General features: G+C 59.4%; 15 protein-coding genes and 2 pseudogenes. 7 read left to right on the top strand and 10 right to left on the bottom strand.

Annotated elements, in window-relative coordinates; genetic code table 11:
• Window positions 1-3 precede the first annotated feature (3 nt).
• A complete protein-coding gene (locus EN846_RS31305; protein ID WP_127391092.1) occupies window positions 4-609 on the bottom strand; it encodes a general stress protein in 606 nt (201 codons plus the stop codon).
• A 25-nt stretch (window positions 610-634) separates the two neighbouring features.
• On the bottom strand, window positions 635-1,384 hold the full coding sequence (locus tag EN846_RS31300) for a DUF4142 domain-containing protein (RefSeq protein WP_127391091.1): 750 nt from the start codon (window positions 1,382-1,384) through the stop codon (window positions 635-637).
• Window positions 1,385-1,562: 178 nt separating this feature from the next.
• On the opposite strand from EN846_RS31300, the pseudogene EN846_RS31295 reads away from it, so the two are divergent.
• Window positions 1,563-2,197 (top strand): annotated as a pseudogene (locus EN846_RS31295) (hypothetical protein).
• Window positions 2,198-2,211: 14 nt separating this feature from the next.
• Here the strand turns inward: EN846_RS31295 and EN846_RS31290 are convergent.
• Window positions 2,212-3,714, bottom strand: a complete 1,503-nt coding sequence (locus EN846_RS31290) for a PAS domain S-box protein (RefSeq protein WP_127391090.1) — start codon at window positions 3,712-3,714, stop codon at window positions 2,212-2,214.
• Window positions 3,715-3,972: 258 nt separating this feature from the next.
• Between EN846_RS31290 and EN846_RS31285 the strand changes: the two genes are divergently transcribed.
• Complete coding sequence (locus EN846_RS31285; RefSeq protein WP_127391089.1) at window positions 3,973-4,194, top strand: hypothetical protein; 222 nt, start codon at window positions 3,973-3,975, stop codon at window positions 4,192-4,194.
• A gap of 56 nt (window positions 4,195-4,250) precedes the next feature.
• On the opposite strand, the gene EN846_RS31280 is transcribed toward EN846_RS31285, so the two are convergent.
• The gene (locus EN846_RS31280; protein ID WP_187331501.1) at window positions 4,251-5,162 is read right to left on the bottom strand and encodes a LysR family transcriptional regulator; all 912 of its coding nucleotides are present in this window, start codon (window positions 5,160-5,162) and stop codon (window positions 4,251-4,253) included.
• A 139-nt stretch (window positions 5,163-5,301) separates the two neighbouring features.
• Here EN846_RS31280 and EN846_RS31275 point away from each other — a divergent pair, with 139 nt between their 5' ends.
• Complete coding sequence (locus EN846_RS31275; protein WP_245493250.1) at window positions 5,302-6,627, top strand: amidohydrolase; 1,326 nt, start codon at window positions 5,302-5,304, stop codon at window positions 6,625-6,627.
• Between the two features lie 261 nt (window positions 6,628-6,888).
• On the opposite strand, the gene EN846_RS31265 is transcribed toward EN846_RS31275, so the two are convergent.
• The 3 genes from EN846_RS31265 to EN846_RS31255 form a co-directional block, all read right to left on the bottom strand.
• Window positions 6,889-8,289 (bottom strand): hypothetical protein, encoded by a 1,401-nt coding sequence (locus EN846_RS31265; protein ID WP_127391086.1) that lies wholly within the window; start codon window positions 8,287-8,289, stop codon window positions 6,889-6,891.
• 1 nt (window position 8,290) lies between these two features.
• Window positions 8,291-9,484, bottom strand: coding sequence for an MFS transporter (locus tag EN846_RS31260; RefSeq protein WP_187331500.1), 1,194 nt, complete (start codon window positions 9,482-9,484; stop codon window positions 8,291-8,293).
• Window positions 9,485-9,591: 107 nt separating this feature from the next.
• The gene (locus EN846_RS31255) at window positions 9,592-10,317 is read right to left on the bottom strand and encodes a helix-turn-helix transcriptional regulator (RefSeq protein ID WP_245493254.1); all 726 of its coding nucleotides are present in this window, start codon (window positions 10,315-10,317) and stop codon (window positions 9,592-9,594) included.
• A gap of 431 nt (window positions 10,318-10,748) precedes the next feature.
• Between EN846_RS31255 and EN846_RS31250 the strand changes: the two genes are divergently transcribed.
• From EN846_RS31250 to EN846_RS31225, 4 genes are all read left to right on the top strand, one after another.
• Window positions 10,749-11,735, top strand: coding sequence for a class I SAM-dependent methyltransferase (locus EN846_RS31250; RefSeq protein WP_128346003.1), 987 nt, complete (start codon window positions 10,749-10,751; stop codon window positions 11,733-11,735).
• 129 nt (window positions 11,736-11,864) lie between these two features.
• Window positions 11,865-12,806 carry a LysR family transcriptional regulator gene (locus EN846_RS31245; RefSeq protein ID WP_127391083.1) on the top strand — a complete coding sequence of 314 codons (942 nt, stop codon included), beginning with the start codon at window positions 11,865-11,867 and terminating at the stop codon, window positions 12,804-12,806.
• A 783-nt stretch (window positions 12,807-13,589) separates the two neighbouring features.
• The gene (locus EN846_RS31230) at window positions 13,590-14,975 is read left to right on the top strand and encodes a DUF6600 domain-containing protein (RefSeq protein WP_135859560.1); all 1,386 of its coding nucleotides are present in this window, start codon (window positions 13,590-13,592) and stop codon (window positions 14,973-14,975) included.
• Window positions 14,976-15,321: 346 nt separating this feature from the next.
• On the top strand, window positions 15,322-15,807 hold the full coding sequence (locus EN846_RS31225; protein ID WP_245493423.1) for a cation:proton antiporter: 486 nt from the start codon (window positions 15,322-15,324) through the stop codon (window positions 15,805-15,807).
• 195 nt (window positions 15,808-16,002) lie between these two features.
• Here EN846_RS31225 and EN846_RS31220 read toward each other — a convergent pair whose 3' ends face one another.
• The 3 genes and pseudogenes from EN846_RS31220 to EN846_RS31200 form a co-directional block, all read right to left on the bottom strand.
• Window positions 16,003-16,206 (bottom strand): CsbD family protein, encoded by a 204-nt coding sequence (locus EN846_RS31220; RefSeq protein ID WP_127391079.1) that lies wholly within the window; start codon window positions 16,204-16,206, stop codon window positions 16,003-16,005.
• A gap of 2,607 nt (window positions 16,207-18,813) precedes the next feature.
• The gene (locus tag EN846_RS31205) at window positions 18,814-19,179 is read right to left on the bottom strand and encodes a hypothetical protein (RefSeq protein WP_245493424.1); all 366 of its coding nucleotides are present in this window, start codon (window positions 19,177-19,179) and stop codon (window positions 18,814-18,816) included.
• A gap of 717 nt (window positions 19,180-19,896) precedes the next feature.
• A pseudogene (locus EN846_RS31200) lies at window positions 19,897-20,022 on the bottom strand (ATP-binding cassette domain-containing protein); the annotation flags it as partial.

The following is a 20,022-nucleotide window of genomic DNA, read 5'->3' as shown; positions in this document are numbered from 1 at the left end:
TTTTTAGAGTGGTGTGGTTCGGCGAACGCGATCGCGTTCGGCCTCGATGTCATCATAAGGCTCTGCGGTCGCGTCGAATCCCGTCCACCCGCTGGCCTCATAAGCGCTTCGCCGCTCGTCCAGGTTGGCGGAACGCTCGCCTCGCAGGATGCGTTCAGCCTCGCCGGTGAGCCGATCGTCGACTTTGGCAGTCACGAGACTGCCGCCGCGGCGAACGCCCTCGGCATAGACATGAGCATCGCGTTCAGGAACGCCGGATTCCGTCAGCGCGCCCACAATTCCGCCGGCAGCTCCGCCAACCACCGCGCCGCCCACCGCGCCGACTGCCGTAGCAGCTAGCCAGCCGGCCGCCACCACAGGCCCGACACCGGGTATGGCCATGATTCCGAGCCCGGTAAGGAGGCCGCCCGCGCCGCCCACGAGCGCTCCCAGACTCGCGCCGGCCGCGGCATCGTCGCCGGCTTCCGAGGTCTCGTCCCGCCGATACCAATTGTCGGAATTGTTCGCCACGATGCTGATGTCGTCTCGCGGCACGCCAATCGCTTCCAGCTCGCTTACTGCGTCGGACGCGTCCTGATAGTCATCGAAAAGTCCGGTGACAGTCGTCATGTTTCACTCCATCGTATGAGTTCGGTTATTGAGCGCCGGCAACCACGTTGCCTTTGAAATCGAGCGCTACGGCTACCTGCTTTCCGTCTTTCTCGGCGGTGCCGCGCCAGATGCCCTGGTCGTCCTTCGTCAATGAGCTGACATTGGCGAAGCCGGCATCCTGGATCCGTGATTTCGCCTGGGCTTCCGTAAAGCTGTTCGCTCCAGGCACCGGAGCAGATACGTTCTGGTCTGTGTCTGTCGCCGCGGGTGCGGTGCTGGTCGTTGCCGTATTGTCGGTTTTGCCGGAGGCAATCTTTTCGATCATCTCCTGATGCATCTTGAGTGTCGGCAACGTCTGCTGTGCGAATGCCTTGAGATCCGCGTTGTCGCCGTCGGCCGCATAGTCCTGGAACAGCTTGACCGCGTCGGCGTGCGCGTCTTGCTGCATCTTCACGTAAGACTGGTCGGGTGCCCCGTTCGTGGATCTTAACGCCTCGAGGTCACTCTTGTGATTGGCGTCCGTGTCAGCCGGAACCTGCAATTTCTGCTCGCCGGCGATCGACTGCAGTTTGGCGTTGGCGGCGCCGTGATCGGTAATCATTTTCAGGGCAAAGTCGTTGATGGCCTGATCTTTCGCCCTGCCCTGGACGATCTTGCTGGACTCGACTTCGAAGATCCCACCTTGCGCGGCCTTGTTGATGAAATCCTGCGCCTTTTCGGCACTGAGCGCCGGATGGGCAAAACCCAGTCCGACCGCCGTGCAGAGCGCAGCCGATAGCAAATGAAGTTTCATGGATATCCTCCAACGCACAGAATTGTGCCTGGAAGACAAACAGAGGGGCGCAGCGTTTGTTCCAACAATCGGTGCCACCCCCGCACTGAGAAATTGGCGTTCCGAGTTTCGCGTCTGTGCAAAAAAGTGCACGGGGCGTCGGGTAGTGTTTGCAGGCGGGACACCTTATCTTTCCGGCATGCCCGCGCGCCCAAAAATCGACCCGACCTCAAAATTGATCGCCGAGTGGCCGCTGTCGCCGGCGGCGACACTGGGATCGTCCATGCGGACGAGGGGCATTTTCCTAGAGATCCGCTCGCGTCTGCCGTCTGCGCTCAGAAACTTGCTTCACATCGAATCCCGGGTGCTGTCCTTGCGACTGCCGGAGGCCTCTGAGGCAGATGTCGATGCGGCAACGGCGATCGTGTCCAAAGCCATGCAGGACATCGAAGACCTGCCGGTGATCCCGCGCGAAGTCGAGGACATCCTGACGATCTCGCCCGGCGAGCGCCACCGCTGGCTAAAAACCGGACGTTTGCAGAGCGCCGGGACCAGGACGGTCAAGCTTCGCGGCCGCGCCAGGAAGATCACGTTCCACGTGTTCGACCCGCGCCATATCGAGGATGTGCTCGACCGCGACCTGGTCACAGTCTGGCGTAACGAGGATGCGGCGACAGCCGCGGAGAACCGCCGACGGGCCGCCGCCAAGGCGGCAATCAAGCGTGCGCAGAAGAGGCTGCGTGAGGCTCCCCGTTCAGCCAGGAATGACCGAGACGAAAGCACGAAGGCCAAACTGCGCGGGAAGACTTTGAGGGCGATGGGCTGCTGCGCTGACAAGCGGCTCGGCATCAGGCCGAGAATCTTTCAATATCGATCGTGATCTCAAGGACAATTCCGGCGGGGTCCCAATCTCGGACGACTCCGCCAAGCTCACTCGCGGCGGCGCGTACCAAGCGGCTCCCGAAACCTTCGTCTTCGGTTTCGACTGGAGATGGTCCTCCTACCTCCCTCCACTGGACAGTCACCTTACCGTCGCTATTGGAGCAAGCGATCTCTATTGAGCCGGCGGCCGCCGAGAGGCTGCCATGTTTGGCAGCGTTGGTGGCGAATTCGTGTAGCAAGAGAGAAAGCGGCGTGATCATCGCTGAAGGGACCGGCATATCGATGCCACTGATCGCGAAGCGGGGATGCTCGTCAGCTCCATGGCGGTATGGCGCGAGGATTGCGGCGATCAATGCATGTAGGCTCGTCGCGACCTGAACAGAGGGGCCAGTCGAGGGGAACATCGTCAGCGCATGCGCCCGCGCGAGGGCGCCGAGCCGGTCAGAAACGGTGGAGGCCAGCGCGGCCGGCGTTTCAGCGGCTGACGCGCTCAAATTGACGATGGAGCTTGCGATGGCAAAGAGATTCTTCACGCGGTGGTCCATCTCGCGAAGCAGCAGCTCCCGCTGCTCTTGCGCGCGCAGCCGCTCGGAAATGTCACGGGCGATCTTGGAGACACCGACAATTGCGCCAGACGCGTCCGCGATTGGGGAAACGGTCAAAGAGATGGGAATGCTGCTGCCATCCTTGCGCAGGCGAACGGTCTCGAAATGGTCGACATGTTCTCCATTGCGAATGCGCGCCAGAATCTCCCGCTCCTCATTCTGGCGATCGGGCGGTATCAGCAACATGAGCGGGCGTCCGATCATTTCCTTGCGGCCGTAGCTGTAGAGACGCTCGGCGCCGCTGTTCCAGTCCGTGACGATGCCATCCGTATCGGTCGCGATGATTGCATCATCCGAGGATTCGACGAGCGCGCTCAGTCGCGCTGCCGTTGTTTCCGCCCGCTTCCGTTCAATCGCAAACCCGAGCTGACGGGCAATGGTCAACGCAAGTTCGCGTTCACGATCGGCAAAGCGATGGGGTGCTGGATAGTAGACCATGAACTTGCCGATGAGCTCGTGGGAGCTGGCAAGCGGGATAAAGGCCAGCGCTTCGATTCCCTCGCCAAGGACCGTGTCGATGAGTTGCCGAGATTCACCGCTGAGACGAATATCCTCAACAAAGATTGGCTCGGCATTGTGTTCACCGCGTGTCCACGGCGTGTGGCCGTTAACTGCCTCGCGGTATTCTTCAGAGAGTGAGCGCCACGCGACGAAGCTCATGACTCCGTGGCTGTCAAATCTCAGGATCGAGGCGCGCGACGAACCGAGGGCATCGCATATGGCATTCAGCGCTGCATCATATATCTCCCCAAGGCCGTTGGCTCGGTAAAGTCGGTCGGTGAGGCGAAAGAGGACGGCTTGCTCGCGGACGATATCGCCCTCGGCTGGCTCACGCTGGGCTCGCCCCATGGCCGCATTACTCATGGCCCTTTACCCCGGACGGCTCTATTAGTTCGACCAAATCCTCGACCAAACCACCTAACTTAGCACCGCGTCCACCGCCCATGTCCTTGGACTGTCGATTACGACCCCGACTATGCCAAACAATATGCGCCTTGCGCAGTTTCGCAATAGGGACTTCGGGTGTGACATTGATTAGGGCCGTCAGTCGTTATCGCTTGCCTGGGGTCCCTGGGGGCCGACTCGACATACGAGGCTCTGAGGCAACACGGCTTAAGCCTGGTGATCGATACAGGAACAAATTTGATTGGACCGGGTTCAAGAATAATGCCCGGCGATCGACGCGAGAAGCTGGCCGAATTGCTGCGCCGCCAATTTGCGAGCGAGGCGGTGCGGTGGCATCTGCGTGGGCTGCCGATCTTTCGCGTTGAAAAGTGGTTGCCCAATCGGCTTAAGACCTTGCTGGACCGACTCGCCAAGAAAGAAGACGGAAGGACGCGGTGATAGGCGGAGCCGGGTATTGTCTACTCGCCCGGAAGGGACCCTTGGCGGATCGGGACTCACGGTCCGGTCAGACTGAGGCTTTCCAGTGTCGCGCCGATGATATGCGCGAGGTCGCGCGTTGCTGGATTGAGTGCTTTGACGTCTCGCGCCGCAACGGACAGCAGCTCGACCATGCGCGCTCCGGCCAGCGGCCTGAAACCGAGGCTTCCGGCACGAACCTCGCTGAAGACGTCGATTGAGGTGAGTATGCTGATTCCCATTCCCTGGGCCACCATGGTCTTCAGCATTGTCACCGAGTTCGTCGTCACCGTCCTGATCGGCGGCCTTCGCGAGCGCTCCAGCATATCGTCCACGACCGGACCGATCGTGAGTGAATTGTCGGCTATGATGAGAGGGTGATCGAACAGGTCGTCGACGTGTACCTCCGCCTGGTCGGCGAGGGGATGATCCGGCCGCATGACGACACCCATTTCAAAGCGCGTCTCATGCACAATCTTGAGGCCGGCGTCGCGAGGCGCATTGAAGGTGATTGCGAGATCGATTTCGTCGGCCGTCAGCTGACGCGCGATTTCGGCTGTGCCCCCGACCGTCGCGTGCAGCGAGGCACCAGGATGTTCAAGCCGTAAACCGCTGAAGGCTTGCGGCAGGAACTCCGCCGCCAGGCATTCCATCAAGCCGACCCTGATGTGCCCGCCCGGGTGCCCCTTCAAGTTTCCAACAGAGGCCAGAACGCGTTGGTTCTCCAACTGCCACACTCTGATCCGCTCGACCACGACCTTTCCGGCTTCGGTCATGCGCATGCCGCGCGGCAGCCGCTCGAAAAGCGGAGTGCCGAATTCGGCCTCGAGGTTCAAGATGTGCCGGTTGATGGCCGACGGAGCCGAGTTAACCCGTTCCGCGGCGCGCCGGATCGAGCCATAGCGCGCAACCATTTCCAACACCCGGGCTGCCTGCGTGATCAAGGGCATGCGGCCATCCATTCGTCAAGCATTCGTCCTATTTTTGCGAACACTATGCCCGAATCTATGCGCTTGTCATCAACGGTCGCCGGTGTAGCGTCAGGCCATGACAAAAGACATTCTGATCTCTGCCGACACCGTCATCACCATGGACAGCGAAGATCGGGTCATTGCCGATGGCGCTGTGCTTGTTCGCGGCAACAGGATCGCCGCGATTGGCGACAGGGGGTCGCTCGAAACGGCAAATCCCGGCGCCGAGCTTCGCCGGCTGAAGAACCGGCTGCTGATGCCCGGGCTAGTCAACGCGCATTGCCACTCGGGCATTCTGCGCGGGACAGCGGAGGGCCTTCCCGTCTGGGACTGGCTAAGGATGTTCATCGACCCGATGCACAGGGTGCTGAACCCGCGCGAGGCCGAAGTTGCTTCCTGGCTGTGCTATGCGGAGGCGGTGCTGTCGGGCACCACGACGATTGTCGATATGTGGCGCTACATGGATGGCAGCGCGCGCGCGGCGGCGACGATCGGCAACCGTTCGGTGCTCGTGCCTTACGTGGGCGAGCATCCCGACTACAACTATTTCGAGACGCTGGAGACGAATGAGCGGCTGCTGGAGGAATGGCACCGCAAATGCGACGACCGCATCCATGTCTGGGTCGGCCTGGAGCACGCCTTCTACGCGACCGAAGACAAGTATGCCGGCGTGATCGATCTCGCCAGGAAGTTCGATACCGGCTTCCATACCCACAGCAATGAAGCTGAGATCGAACTGCGCGAAATGAAACGCCGCTACGGGCTGAGGCCTGTCGACGCACTTCGGCATCTTGGGCTATTCGAACCGAGGAAGGTGCTGCTCGCCCACTGCGTCTGGCTAGACGACAGCGAAATTGAAATCATCGCCGAGCACGGGGTGGGGGTCGTCCACAATCCCGTCAGCAACATGAAGCTTGCGAGCGGCACGGCGCCCGTCGAGAAGCTCCTGGCTGCCGGCGTGGCGGTCGGCATCGGCACCGACGGTGAAAAAGAGAACAACAATCTCGACATGTTTGACGACATGAAGTGCGCGTCGCTGCTGGCCAAGCTCAACACGTTGAACGCGGGGGCGCTCGACGCTTGGGATGTGCTCCGCATGGGCACGATCACGGGAGCGCGCAGCATCGGCCTCGAACATGAGCTCGGCTCGTTGGAGGTTGGCAAGAAAGCGGACATCATCGCAGTTCGCACGAACACGCCGCGCATGACGCCGTTGATGAGCGGGCGCTATTTCAACCTGCACCACAACCTCGTCCACGCTGTCCGCGGTAGCGACGTCGATATGACAATGGTCGATGGAAAGATCCTGGTCGAGAACGGCAACCTCCTGACTGCGGACGTGCAGGAATTGATTGCCGAGGTCCACGCGGTGGTGCCGGGCCTGTTCGCACGCCGGGCGCAGTATCTCGCTGTTCACACTGACGGCGCAGTGAGTCCTGTCTGAGAAAGCGATAAGCTGCGGTCGCACTGCTCCGACTTCATCTGCCATAGCCGGGAAGCCGTGCTGCGGTCTGCGGGAACAGTCCTTGTTCCAACCTCAGGAGATTCGCGGACCGTCCGAGGTCGCGCAGGTAGTTGCGCTGCGTCTCCTGACTGAACCGTTTGCAGGGGCATGTCATCGATAAGCCGTTAGCGCAGCGGACTGATCGATATCTCCAGAACAGATCGCTCGACTGAGCGTGATGTCCTGCGCCTACTGCTCTGCTCAGGAAAAGGCCCATTCCGCATCAGTGGGGGAGATCGCCTGCTCGCCCAACTGTCTGCTAAGCTCTTGCCACGACGCGTCCGAAGTAAAACTGGTCATACTTCCACAGGCTTTTGCGAAGGGAATTTTTCCGAGCCGGTCCATGATATCGCTGGACACGGCCATGTCTCCGTTTCGAAAAACGTCCAAGAGATCGTCATCGCACTCAATTACTCGGTGTCCCCAAGCGCCAGGTAGATCATCGGCCACGAGAGCCTCCCGCAGATCGGCATCCACATCTCCAGCCTCGAGTGCGCGGCAGACCACATAGCGCATGAGGGGGTAGTAGACCGGCTGATGACTGCCTCCGAGCGCGCGGACGCCCGGCAGGACCGACACGACCAGAAACATGAGGAGGAGATTCGGAATTAGACTGCGGTCGGCCAACCGCTCGATGATTTCGGAAGCCTCGAAGCGAACCATCTTCAACCCTGTTGCCGGATTGACGAGTTCGCCAGCGACCAGCCGCAGTGGCAGGCGCCTTCCGTTTTGATAGAACCAGAAGAAGTCGGTACCGCGCGCGAGCCAGCCACTCCAGGGGCCGTCTGCAAGCCTGTCGATCTCTGCAAGCATATTCAACGCGAGCCTTGGGTCTTCCAGCAGCCTCGTACGCAGCCAGGAGTTCTTTTCCGACAGATGGTCCGCCACCAGGTCGGCAATATCCTCGTCGTCGATCTGCAAGAAGGTAAAGCGGCTTCCAAACAGCTTCGGCCACAGGCTGCAATTGGCTTCCTTTATGGCATGTGCTGGCCGTTCGAATTGGCCCTTCGGCAGAAGATTGTGAAGCACCGCAAGCGCGTCTGGCTCAGCGCCTTGTTCCGCAGGCACCAGTTCGAACCGATAGGCTCCAGGCCCAGTCAGAAGGCTGTACCCGATCATGCGGCTTCGGGTGAGGCCGAAGACGTTGATCGGCGTCTGATCAATTGTGAGCCAGCCCGGGCCCTTGCGAGCCCTTTCAACGAGGCTCACCGTGGAAACGGCATAGGACAGGTAGGTAGAGCAGCCATGCGCCGAGAGGCCCACGAGGCTAAGGATGTGAGTGTAGTAAGCCTCCGGGTCTATCAGGAGCAGCAGGTGAGGACCCGTCTGCAAAACGCGACGCTCTTCAAATTCCCTGCAGATTTCTGCGACCGCGTCGATCGGCAATCCATTTCGCTTCCCGGCGTTTTTGATCGCGTCGAGCAGCTTGGCCAGAGCGTATTGCCGACTTTCAGGCATGGCTGTCGAAACTGGTGCCTCGTACAGCCTGGCCGCGTAGTCGCGGATCGGACGGGAATAGTAGTGTTGCATCCACGGGTAGAGTGTCGCCAGCGATCTGAGTACGGCCTGTTTCGCTCCTGCGGCTCCTGCTAGCTCATGCACGTCATGGATCCCCCTCTTGCCGAGCCACGTTGATGCTCAAGGCAGAAACGCCGAACAGAAGCACCACAGCGAAACCGAGGAAGATCGTCGACGGAAAGGCCTGGTCTCCCAAAACGCTTGCGATACTGAAAATGACAAACCCAAGCCCGACTGCGAGGCTGTGCATGGCACCTTTGGCTCTGCCCAAGGCCTTATCGGGTACACGCGACTGCAGTGTGACCTCGACGCTGACCCGGCCCAGATTGTAGAGAAACCCAAGCGCGGCAAACATGGTCAATGTCCAGGGCGCGCGCAAAGGTACCAGCGCCATCAGCGCGAGCGCCGTTAAACCTAAAACCATGAGGTGCAATGTATGAGGACTTATCGTTCCTGTCAGCCGACTGAGCAGTGCCGCTCCGATCAGAGAACCCGCCGACCAGGCTGCCTCGACGCGAGCGAAGTCCGCGGCAGTGCCCTTCTGTTCTACGAAAACGAAGCTAGATCCCATCACGCTGAGCAAAACCGCGCCTCCATATAGGAGCGCGTAGACGGCGAAGAGACGAACCAGGCGCCCGTCAATATTGAGAGCAAGCCCGTTGACTTTGCGTTCGCCAGACGCCGAGCCGCCACGAATGCAGGACAAGCTTCCCGCCGAAACAAGAAAACATACGGCAAGGAGGACGAACACCAGGGTAGCGGAATGGTCGTTTGGTAACGCACCCACGAGCAGCGCTGCCGCAAGACATCCGAACTGCGTGACGAAGAAGACAATGGAATATGAAGCTGTCAGATCGCCTCCCGCAACGAGAGGGATCATTGACTGCGAACTCGTAAGTGCAACTCGGTCACATAGCGCAAAGGGAATCGCTGAACACCAGATCGCTGGAAACAAGTCCAGATAGGGAAGCGCGCAGGCTATGGCGAGCATGACGGCAAAGCGACTAACGTCCGCTGCGATATTCAGCAGTCGTCTGTCAAACCGATCCGCCATTGCGCCAGCCAGGGGGCTCGCGACAAATTCGACAACGCTGACGATCGCGAGCAACGTCGCGACACTCGCGCTTCCATACCCTGCTTCGACGAGGGTCCATGAGCATGCGATGTAGTAGCCGTTTCGTCCGACAGACGCGGACAACGCACTGGCAAGGAAGCCAATGAAAGCGCGGGGCTCACGGAGCGTTCCTTTGGCATAATGAAACCGAACTTCGCGTGACATCGGCGGCCCACCCATCCATTGACCGCATGTCATGCCCACTCCGGCGATGTCGGATTTAACGGGATGCCGAGCCTTTCAATTCCTTGCTGAATAAAAGGGGCTCCGGGCTAGATCCTGGATTTGCGCCGAAACTCTATGGGGTTCGTGCCAAAGGCGCGTTTGAACGCGGTCGTGAGGTGGCTTGAGCTTGCGAAGCCGCATTCCATCGCGATTTTTGTCGCCGACAAATCCGTCGACCGCAACATGTCCGCGGACTGTACCAATCGACGCTGCGCGATGAAGGCATGCGGCGTCATTCCAGTCGACTGCTTGAACGCCCTGCCGAAATGAAAACGGCTGATACCTAGCTCTTTTGCTAGATCGGTCAGCGTGGGTTTGGCGTCTGGGGATGGCTCCATCATTCCCACGACGCGCTTGAGATCGAAAGTCGAGAGACCGCCTTTTGCCAGCTTGCGGCCGGTTCGGTTCAACCTGACCATTTGCACGAACAATTGCGTGACCTGGCTCTCCACCATCGTCGTGCTTATTGGATCAGGAAACCTGAGCTCGGCGGCTATTCTCTGCAACGCCACTTCTATGGTGTTGTCACGGAATCCGATCCACGGGGGCAGTCCCGCCCGGCGGTAGGATGCAAATCCTTCGAAGGTCTCATCTGCGAACTCCTGCGCGATGGACACGAGCAGGTATGAGGCGATTGCGTCACCCTCATCCCAACCAGTCCATTCGCTGTCGGCGGGGATGTAGATAATCGAACCGGGCCGCCTAGCCGAAAAAGAAAACCGGCGACCGTCGACGAAGTCTTCTCCGCGCCGGGCGGCACCCTTCAAGTTCATCAAGAACATATGCCGGGGGTAGGCAATTCTCGTTTCTTGCCGCTCTAAACCCGTTCTCTTAATTACGTCTGCGCGTATGTTCCCCCAGCTCTCATATTGGTGAACAAGGGTTTGGTGCCGCGAACGGCGGAATGTGGTCGGGTCGAGGCAAAAAATATCCGCCAATCGAAGCGACTCCTTCGGTGACTACTCATCCTCCTGTTTGTGCCTAACCATAGGTTGTTGGACAACTCACAAATAATTCAGAGTTGTCGGTTGATGTGGCGCGAGCGAAAAAATCGCAATTCGATGGAAGCCGCTTCTACAAGGCCATTCTATTCCTCGCCTCCGCTAATACTCGACCACCAAGAATATTACTCGGCGCTAATCTTGGTGCACTTGTCGAGTTGAGGCATCTCACCGATCACACGGGTAGTGGGAGGCACAATTCGATGCGAGGACTCGACGACTTTCTGGCTGAATGCGACCGCGCCCCGCGGATCAACGAACTGTCAGGCTTTTTCGCGACGACGGCAGCCGGCGAAAGCGGAATGCCTACACGCAAGCCCGAGGTCGATTCCAGGCTTCTTCCGAACGATAACCTCATTCGCGACTTGATCGGCTTGCATGCGGCACGACAAGGCTTCTTCGATCAGCACTATCACAGCAGCATTCCCTACCGGTTGGAGGAGGAGTGCCGGATGGCTTACGGCGTGCTGAGATATGCACGAATTCGCGGTGCCCAGCTGTCGTTATATAGCCTTGGCACAGCGGAGGGCACCATGGCGAGAACACTGTCGGAATTGTCCCGCGGGCAAATCCACAGCCTCTCCTGCAGTCCTAACGCGGAAAATTACAAGTGCTTCATGGCATATGGCGAACCGCCAGACGCCGAGTTCTTTGTCGGCCCGTTCCATCGACTGACCAAGGCCGTCCTCAATTCAAACGCCCGGTTGGGCAAATTCGCTTCCGGATTCGACATAATCCTCGAAGATACCACCTTTCAAATGTACTCGCCGAACAGACCCAAACAGATTGAGTTCGTGGCGCAGCATCTCAAGGAAGGAGGCATCTTCGTATTCCTCGAGAAATTTCGGGCGGTTGACGACAGCGACTATCTGCGCCGCGAGTACCAGAAGGATTTCGGCTTCAAGGCTCGCTACTTCCAGCAAGAGCAGATCGAGGCTAAGAAGACCGCGGTGCTGACCACGATGTTCAACAACGAGGTAACGCTTGAGGAGATGTCGCGCGCTGTAGGGACGCATTTCAAACACTGCGTCATGACCTGGAACAGCGGAAATTTCTGCAGCCTTGCGGCGAGCAACAGCCGGGAAAATCTTAACCTGTACGTCTCGCAGATGGCGGACCCGGCCATTCCACATGAGTATGTCTACGAAGGGGGCTTGTATCGAAGCCTGACGGATCATGCCGACCCGTGAAATGTGCCTCGGCGAACTTCTTCAGCCGCGCGCACGGAGGGAACCTATTGACTGCCTCCTGCACCAACGAAGAATGGGAACGCCTTGCGCCGAAACTGACACCATCCCCGTCGGCAAAGCGCCCGAGGCATGACGCCGAACGGCAACGCGTTGCGGCTACTGGCGTACGCCCTTGCAGCGGTCGATCATGGCAGCCTGAGGCGGGCGGCAAGGGCGATGAGGGTTCGAGAATCCTCCGTGAGCCGAAACATCGTCAAGCTCGAACAACACTTGGAAGTCCAATTGTTCGAACGCGATGTCCGCGGCGTTCGTTTGACGGAGCCGGGTCGAGCCTGGATCGATGTTGTGCGAGCTCACTACGAAGGATTGCTGGACGCTTTCGATGACCGTGTCGGAGACAAGGACGCAAAGACGCTCCGGATTGGATTGTGTTGTGTGAGGGGAGGAGAATTCCTAAGAGGCATCATCGCTCGCTTCGGCAGCCTCTACCCGGACGTGAGCTTTAGCATCGAGGATGTTCCCGCGGGGCGGTGGCTGTCAGCCATACGCCGCCGGCACCTCGACCTCGTGTTCACTCACGACTTTGGCGCCGTCCCTTCCTGTTGCAGCGAAGTGTTTTGGCACGAGCGCCTCTTCGTCCTCTTGCCGGCGTCTCACTCGCTCGTCGACAGGCCCGTGGTCGCATGGTCCGATCTTGCAGAAATGTGCTTGCTCGTTCCAGTCGGGCCAGAGGGGCCGCTATTCGACCTGCGACTGTTGGAGCGCATCGCAGCAACCGGCGGCCCGGCAGTGCAGACGTGCCGAGCGAACCAAGCGACGGTCGCTCTCAAGGTGCAACTTGGGGAGGGCTTTACTTTGGCCGAGGAAAGCTGTGCCAGGACGACCGCCATCGAATCCACGATGTGGAAACCGCTGGCAGGGCAAAACAGTGTCAGCTCAATCAGGGCTGTCTGGCTCGACTCGAATCCAAAGCGTTCTGTGCTCCGGTTGGTTGCTGTTGCCAGGAATAGGGCAGGGGATACGCCCAGCAATTCGGGAACAAATGCTGCTCGACCCGGGCGAAGCACATGAGCGGTGGTTCAGCCTCTGGCGAGGACGGCGGGCTGATGCGCGGCCTCAACCAAATCGGCCGCCGCCTGTTCAACCTGATCGGCTGCTTGGTCCACCTGTTCGAGCTTCTTGGCTAGCCGCTCGCGCAGCATCGAAAGCCGTGCTGCGTGGTAGATGGCGCTTCGCTTTCGGCCATCCATGTTGAGAGGTTCAAACAACATCGCGACTGCTCTCCTCAGTCTGCACTTGTCGGCGGGACGGCCTTCGGCAGTCGCCCTCTGGCTACGAGCCGTTGGCGGCTCCGCATACGAGCGCAAAGGGCGAGGCTAACCGCGAGCCCGCAGCTCTCGCCGACTATTGCCTTTGCCTGGTGGGGAGATTTTTCTGCTCGCTTCATGCGTCGCCTGGCGACCGCCTGTTCCAAAACCACAAGTTCAACCATACTGCCGCATCCTCATGCCAGCGACCCCTTCCAAAAGAGAACCGCTGGGTACCCCGTTGGTTCCGGGCGCTGCAATGTGCGCTGATGCGGATGTCCTCGCCGGATTAGCGACAAGCTCATCATACAACTTGAGAGCCGACACCGCTCCAAGGTTTGAACCATGATTTGCTCTCGCGCTGCCCTTTCGAAGGTCAGATAGGGCTACCCGGGTTTGCAGCCTTCCCTCCCTCGCAGCAGCAAGGAGGCTGGCTAGGCCCGTTTCGGATGCAAGCCGTTGCACGAGCGGATACGGGCAAAGTGGAACAATCCGACAGCCGGCGGGTTTCAAAGATGAAGGGCGATCTGTTTCGGAGGAAACTGGGATGAAACGCGTCCTTGCTCAAAATGCGGTACGACTGATGCTGGGCGGCGTAGCCGCCTGTCTGCTCACCATCGTCGAGATTCCCAACCCGATTACGCCATTGTCGCTCGTGTCCGAGGCACGGGCTGCCACAAACGTTTCGATCAGCACATTCTACCAGGACCTTTCTTCTCATGGTGACTGGGTTTCGTACCACGGAGCGGCCGTTTTCGTGCCGGCTGATGTACCTGACGATTGGCGTCCATATACCCTTGGACACTGGGTCTATACTGAGCAGTATGGCTGGCTCTGGGTATCCGACGAGCCATTCGGCTGGGCGACGTACCATTACGGCCGGTGGGGCTATGCCGACGACATCGGCTGGTACTGGGTCCCGGGCACTCGTTGGGCGCCAGCCTGGGTGAGTTGGCGTCGTGACAGGCAGCACCTGATTTGGGCTCCGCTGCCGCCGCGTCGTGATCCGGATTTGACTTCAATCGAGGTGACCTTCGACGCGACGCCGGATTTTTACTGGGTCGTTGTCCCCACACGCGAATTCCTTGCGGCAGACATTTCTGTCGTCGTTATCCGTGATGAGCCGGAATTTGTGCGCATTGTCGAGGCAGCCGAGCCGGTTGGCGATGTGACGATCCATAACAACGTGGTGATCAACAAAGTCATAGATGTTGATGTGATCGAGAAGGAGACGAACCAGGAGGTGACTGTCGTCAAGGTCAGCAAGACCGACGCGCCCGAGCAGTCTGGCAAAATCGAAAACAATACGGTCAAGGTCTTTGAAGGCGAGGTGAAAGCCGATGCCGATGCCAAACCAGCTGAGATCAAAGATATCGGGGAGGTGAAGAAGGTTCAAGCTGGCCGGAAATCGAAGCCGACCGAAGGCGCTGCCTCGACCGAACAGGCCGAACCCGAGCAGGCGGCCAAGCCGCAGAAAAAGACGCAGGAACAGCCTGCGGCCGAGCAGCAGCAGGTCGAGCCCGAGCAGGCGGCAAAGCCGAAGAAAAAGGCCAAGGAGCAGCCCGCCGCCGAGCAGCAGCAGGGCGAGCCCGAGCAGGCGGCCAAGCCGCGAAAAAAGGCCAAGGAGCAGCCTGCGGCCGAGCAGCAGGTCGAGCCCGAGCAGGCGGCAAAGCCGAAGAAAAAGGCCAAGGAGCAGCCCGCCGCCGAGCAGCAGCAGGGCGAGCCCGAGCAGGCGGCAAAGCCGCAGAAGAAGGCCAAGGAGCAGCCCGCCGCCGAGCAGCAGCAGGGCGAGCCCGAGCAGGCGGCCAAGCCGCAGAAAAAGGCCAAGGAGCAACCCGCCGCCGAGCAGCAGCAGGGTGGGCAGGCGGTAAAACCCAAGCCACAGAAGCAAGAAAAAAAGGCGTGTGATCCGCAGACTGAGGCGAACTGCTAGGTTTGTGGCGGTTAGACTAACCGCTCTTCGCGGTGCCCGCTGTTGGCACTGCGGGCACAGCTGCAATCCTGGCTTCTATCCTTCGCGGCCACCTGTGGCGGCTGGGCGGTGTGCATTCGTCATTGATCCGAAATGGCGATATGCGCCGAAAACCAGGAACTTATGATCTAGAAGCCGAGGAGGGTGAACAGAAAAGAGGAGGGTGAACAGAAAATAGGCTCGCGCGTTGACTGGCGGTCGAGCGTTTTGGTGAAGACTAGGCTGCTCGCACCACCAGCCAGCAGCGAAGCATGCGAGCGGAGTTACGTGGCGGATATTCCACGAGAAGTCATGGAGCATCGCGGCCGTGGCGCTACGGTCCGTCGAGCGGCAGCAAGAGTATCATGAGAGCTTGCATGACTTCGCGGAGCAGATTGAGCGTTTGCTGATGATGGTCCTGCTGGTCTGCCTTGGAGCAGCCATCGCAGAAGGGTCGATTTTTGGCGCCTTGAGCTGGCAGGTGATCGTCACTACCGCCCTGGTATTGTTCGTGGTGCGACCCCTGGCGGGGTGGATTGGGTTAATCGGATTTCCAGCGTCATCACGCGAAAAGCCCGTGATTGCTTTTTTTGGAATCCGCGTCCTTGGCTCGTTCTATTACCTCGCATTTGCGCTCGGGCAGGCTGAATTTGAGGGTGTGACAATTCTTTGGGTGACTGTGTGCTTCGCCGTGTTGACTTCAATTGTTATGCATGGCGTGATGGTAACTCCGGTGATGCGACAAATGGATCGCAGCCGTTCACCACGCTCACGCTCATGGTTGAGGCCTCGTGCTCGCTCCAGAGAGGATTGATGCCTGTCGGTGTAGCTGATCCGGAGCGGTGAGCTCCAAACGTGCATGAGATAGAAGCCGGGGCGTCCTGGAGTCCGGTCTAGCTCGCCGCTCTTCCGCGGGGGCGCGTCAGTCGCGCACCTCAAAACGAAAGGCGCTGCACGCGCCAGCGCCTCCCCATCGATGGCCCAACGGCAATTCTACCAACACGGAATTCTACCAACCTTGTCGGGCATACCAGTCGTCGATATCCCGACGCACACGATCCTTTTCAATCCCGTAAAGTTCCTGGATCTTGCCTTCGAGTTGGTCCCGTCTGCCGGCGATGCGGTCCAGGTCATCGTCAGTGAGTTTGCCCCACTGCTCCTTGACCTTGCCTTTGACCTGCTTCCAGTTTCCCTCAACGCGGTTCCAGTCCATGGCGATAGCCTCCTTGGGTTTACACAAATCAAAACGGTTGTTCGCGCTCTATTGTTCCAGAGGAGGCGGGTCGGGACTGGCACTCCCTTCACGCCATGAACCTTAGAGGTTGTTGAGCGCTTTCGTGCGCAAACAGATTAATGGCGCATGGCGGAAGGTTGGACGCTAAACCCCGTGCCGCCGAAACAGGATGCTGCAGATCATCCTGCGTCATCAGTGCTAAGCGCATTGTGGCGATATCAGCGGATCGACGATGAGGCAGGCGTTATGCCGACCCTATGATCGCTCCAATTCGAGGGCTGATAGCTGCTTGAGCTTATTGCGCCTGCCACTGCGACTCTCTTGTGAGAACGTCGCCCACTTGGGGATGCTTTCCGAGTGTTGCCGTAAAGTGGGGGATCGAAAAGGAAATTGGACCGCACCCTGAAGTTCCTCCGCAAGGGCGATACGCCGCAGGTGATCACGAAGATTGATAGCCCGCGACGCGTGCAAGACGCATTCTGAGCGACCTTGTCGATGGCCTGCACCGACGTAGTGTGAGTCTGAGGCTCTTATAATTCGGCAAGGAGACTCGGCTGGCGGTTCCGCTGCTCCTTTGGATACCCATGGCGCCGGTGCGAAGCCCAGTTATCCCGGCCAGCGCATGCCGGCGCGGGAGGGCAGTTGCGGGACGACGCTGTGCGGCCGTGAAGGGCTGCACATTGACCAGGCCCGCCGGGACGTGTCGTGCGTCACCGCCTTGCTCGATTCAGGTGCGGCGACCGCATTGCAATGCGGGTAAGCCGAGCAATTGAAGAGAGAGCCGGGGTCGAGGGACGCGACAGGTTAACCCGCGAATAGTCAATTGGAATCCTCTTCCCTCTCAAGCGTTCCGACTCGGAAGTTCATCTTTCGTTGAGCCTTTGGGTCCGATGTCGAGCTTGGCGGGGCCGTGCCTTGGATCATGGGCGTGGTGGTGCCGCAAGGCCCTGTCCTCGTTGCCATTCGGCGTCCTGACGACCGCGTAGACGTGCCCGCGCGTTGCGTGACGTCGCCTATCAGTTCGATTGGCTGGCCCTTCTTCGCCGTCGACGTCTTGTCTACGATGGGGTGCGCGAAGCCGTAGGAGAGGATCGAGACGCTCACCCGTCCTTCCGTCACCCGGCGCCGTACTGTCGCGGTGATAGCTACCTCTCGCCGATCTTGATGCCCTTCGCCATGCGAATGAGTCTGGTGCGGCCGCTGGCTTCGTTAAGCAGTCGCTAATATTTCCATCTAGGGCATGGAACGGACGAAGCTGATGCTCTGTGGCGCGACTGGAAGGCCTGATGCGCGCGGGAACCTTTCATCCGCCATCGGCTTTGTTTCTGCATGTCGCGAGCCGTCGAACCACCGATATTGCCAAGGGGTAGCCCAGATCGGGACGTCAACTGTGAAGTCGCATTAGAGGCCGCCATCGCAGCGCTGATGACTACGTCCGAGGCACAAGGATGGACGCCACGCGAAACCACTGCGGCCCTGCTGAAAATCGCTACGGAGCGTGCGCAGCAATTTGGGCTTCTGCCGGCTGAGCCGCCAAGGTGGCGAATGCTAAGAGCAATATTGATCGCGTGTGCTGCGCTCTTGTTTTTGCTGTGGGCGGTCACCGCTTGGTGGGTGCTTAGGTAAGCGACTCAATCGGGCAGCTGGCGGACATGCCGACGATGTCGCGCTGCCGTTAGCGCCAGAAAACTGCGGTGATGGCCTAAGCCAAGCGGCGCTTAGAAAGTGCCTGCAACAGTTCCCCTTCGTCCGTGATCCCGTTCCGGTAAACGCTGACGAGTTCCGCGGCGAGGTCTTCCCTCTGTTCCTTGCTTTTTTGGGCTAAGCGGCGTTCGATGCACACTTGGTCAAACACCCGCTGGAGCACCAAGTCAGCGGGTTCGAATACTCCGCTGTAACGCGATAACGGCAGCCCTCAATTTGTCGTCCCTTACCCTATTATTCTGTCACCAAACACGACCATCCTCAAGGCGTCCAGCAGCAGCCCGACGGTCGGGGATGGGCGCTTGTTGACCGCCGGGTCTAGCCGGCAAGGCTACCGGCTGGCGAGGTTATAGGCCCGTCAATCTTCGCTGCTACTTGGCAAAAAAGCGGTGGGTGTTGGGTTCCTCTATCCTCAAATCGGATGAGCCCAGAGTCGCGACCCAAAGTAGCCTGCTTGTTCTGACGAGCGCGAAATAAACTCATCTTGGCAAAGCGGGGCAGTTGACGCCAAGCTGTCCCAATTGCCGACACGATGAGCGGTGGCGTTCATCGCCGCGCGGTCCGGCTATGTTTCAATTTTACGACCCGCGGGGCAGTCATTGGCCGATCGGAATTTGTTCCACGGAGCGCCTATGTGTGTGGATTCGATTCGCGGGTTGGGCCTAATCGCGGTGTGGCACGTAGGCCATGCGCGGCCCTCACGCTGGAACTCGCCAAAAAGATAAGTTGTGGAACCGTTACCTGAGTCCCCAATATTCTGAAACTCCGGGTCCGTTGGTGGAGTGTGGCCCGGCCTGCTATCCTGAGTCCCCGTAGAAGCAGGCCGGGCCATCGCTTAGCCAAAAGACTGCCCTTCTTTTTAAGGATCCCGCGCTGGTCCGGCTAGGAACGGGTGAAGTGGCCCGCGCTACGGAGCTTCGCGAGCAAGATTATGGCCGTGCCGTGATAGTCAACGTGCGCTTGCTCGTGAAGTGGTGACGCGTACCAGGCGGTAAGCTCCTCAACCAGAAAGCGCGTGTCGCCATTCACTGACGCGCACCTAAGTTCCCCGCTCTTTTGCATCACAATTATCGCCGTGCCGGTTGCACCGTATCCGATCGCCGCCATCCGCTGAACCTCTACGTCACCATCAACGCGAACATCGAACAGAACCGACCCTCCGGTTTTCTCTGCCGCGTCACCTACCCGATCAGGAAACGGCCGATGCAAACCGTTTGGATTGATGAACGTCTGCTCAAACAGCGCCAATTCAACATGCCCCGCGACCATGGCTGCGAATATGGGCGAGACGGCGTAATCAGCAATCCTACCGCAACCCTTTCACGCAAGTTTCCACATGAACTTGCAACGCGCGCGGCACGATCGCATAGCCATCCCGATGATGGTCGCGAGTCACACGACCCCGGCGGCCAAGGGCAGGGGCTCGGGGTTTGACCGCCGGGCCTAAACTGGAAAAAGGGGGGCTAAGGTTTTGCCGACCTATAAAAATGCCTCGGAACAAAAACTCGCCCCTTTCGTTGGAAATTGCCGGCCGGATTGTTCCCAACCCCGCTAGCCTTCCGGCCGTTGTAATGTGGCCCGCTGCCGTCTGGCGGCGGGCTTCACATTTTAGCTAAAGCTGAAACAAGAGCCGGGTCGGCCCGTTGTTTTTTTGCCAGAGACCCTGGCAAGTCCAACCTTCTCCCGCCGGCTTCGGTCGGCGGGCCTTTTAGCAACGAAACAAAAGCTAACTTTCGCGGTGCCCGGCAATCGACAATGGGGATGAGCGCAAAGCCCGTCTAAAGCTGCTGGCAGAGCGGCTGACGAGGGAGACTGGCATCAGGAGGAAGAGGCCAGGCGTCTGATCGACTTGATTGGAACCGATTGGAATTCGCTGCTTCGCGAGAAAGGTTCCTGAAAGGTCGACACTAGAGGGTTGCCGGCCGGGCACTAGCGGATCCGCTGGATGCTGCCCTTTTCGAGACGCTCCTTGACGATCGCACGCCCGATGGCCACGCGCTGGCGCTGCCCGCCGGAGAGCTGCGACGGCCGTCGGTGAAGCAGCGCTTCGATCTCCAGGATACGCGCAGCCTCGGCGATCCGCTGGCGGAT

It is taken from the genome of Mesorhizobium sp. M4B.F.Ca.ET.203.01.1.1 (genome assembly GCF_004791025.1).
Taxonomy (GTDB): Bacteria; Pseudomonadota; Alphaproteobacteria; order Rhizobiales; family Rhizobiaceae; genus Mesorhizobium; species Mesorhizobium abyssinicae.
This window is presented reverse-complemented; position numbering and strand designations above follow the sequence as displayed.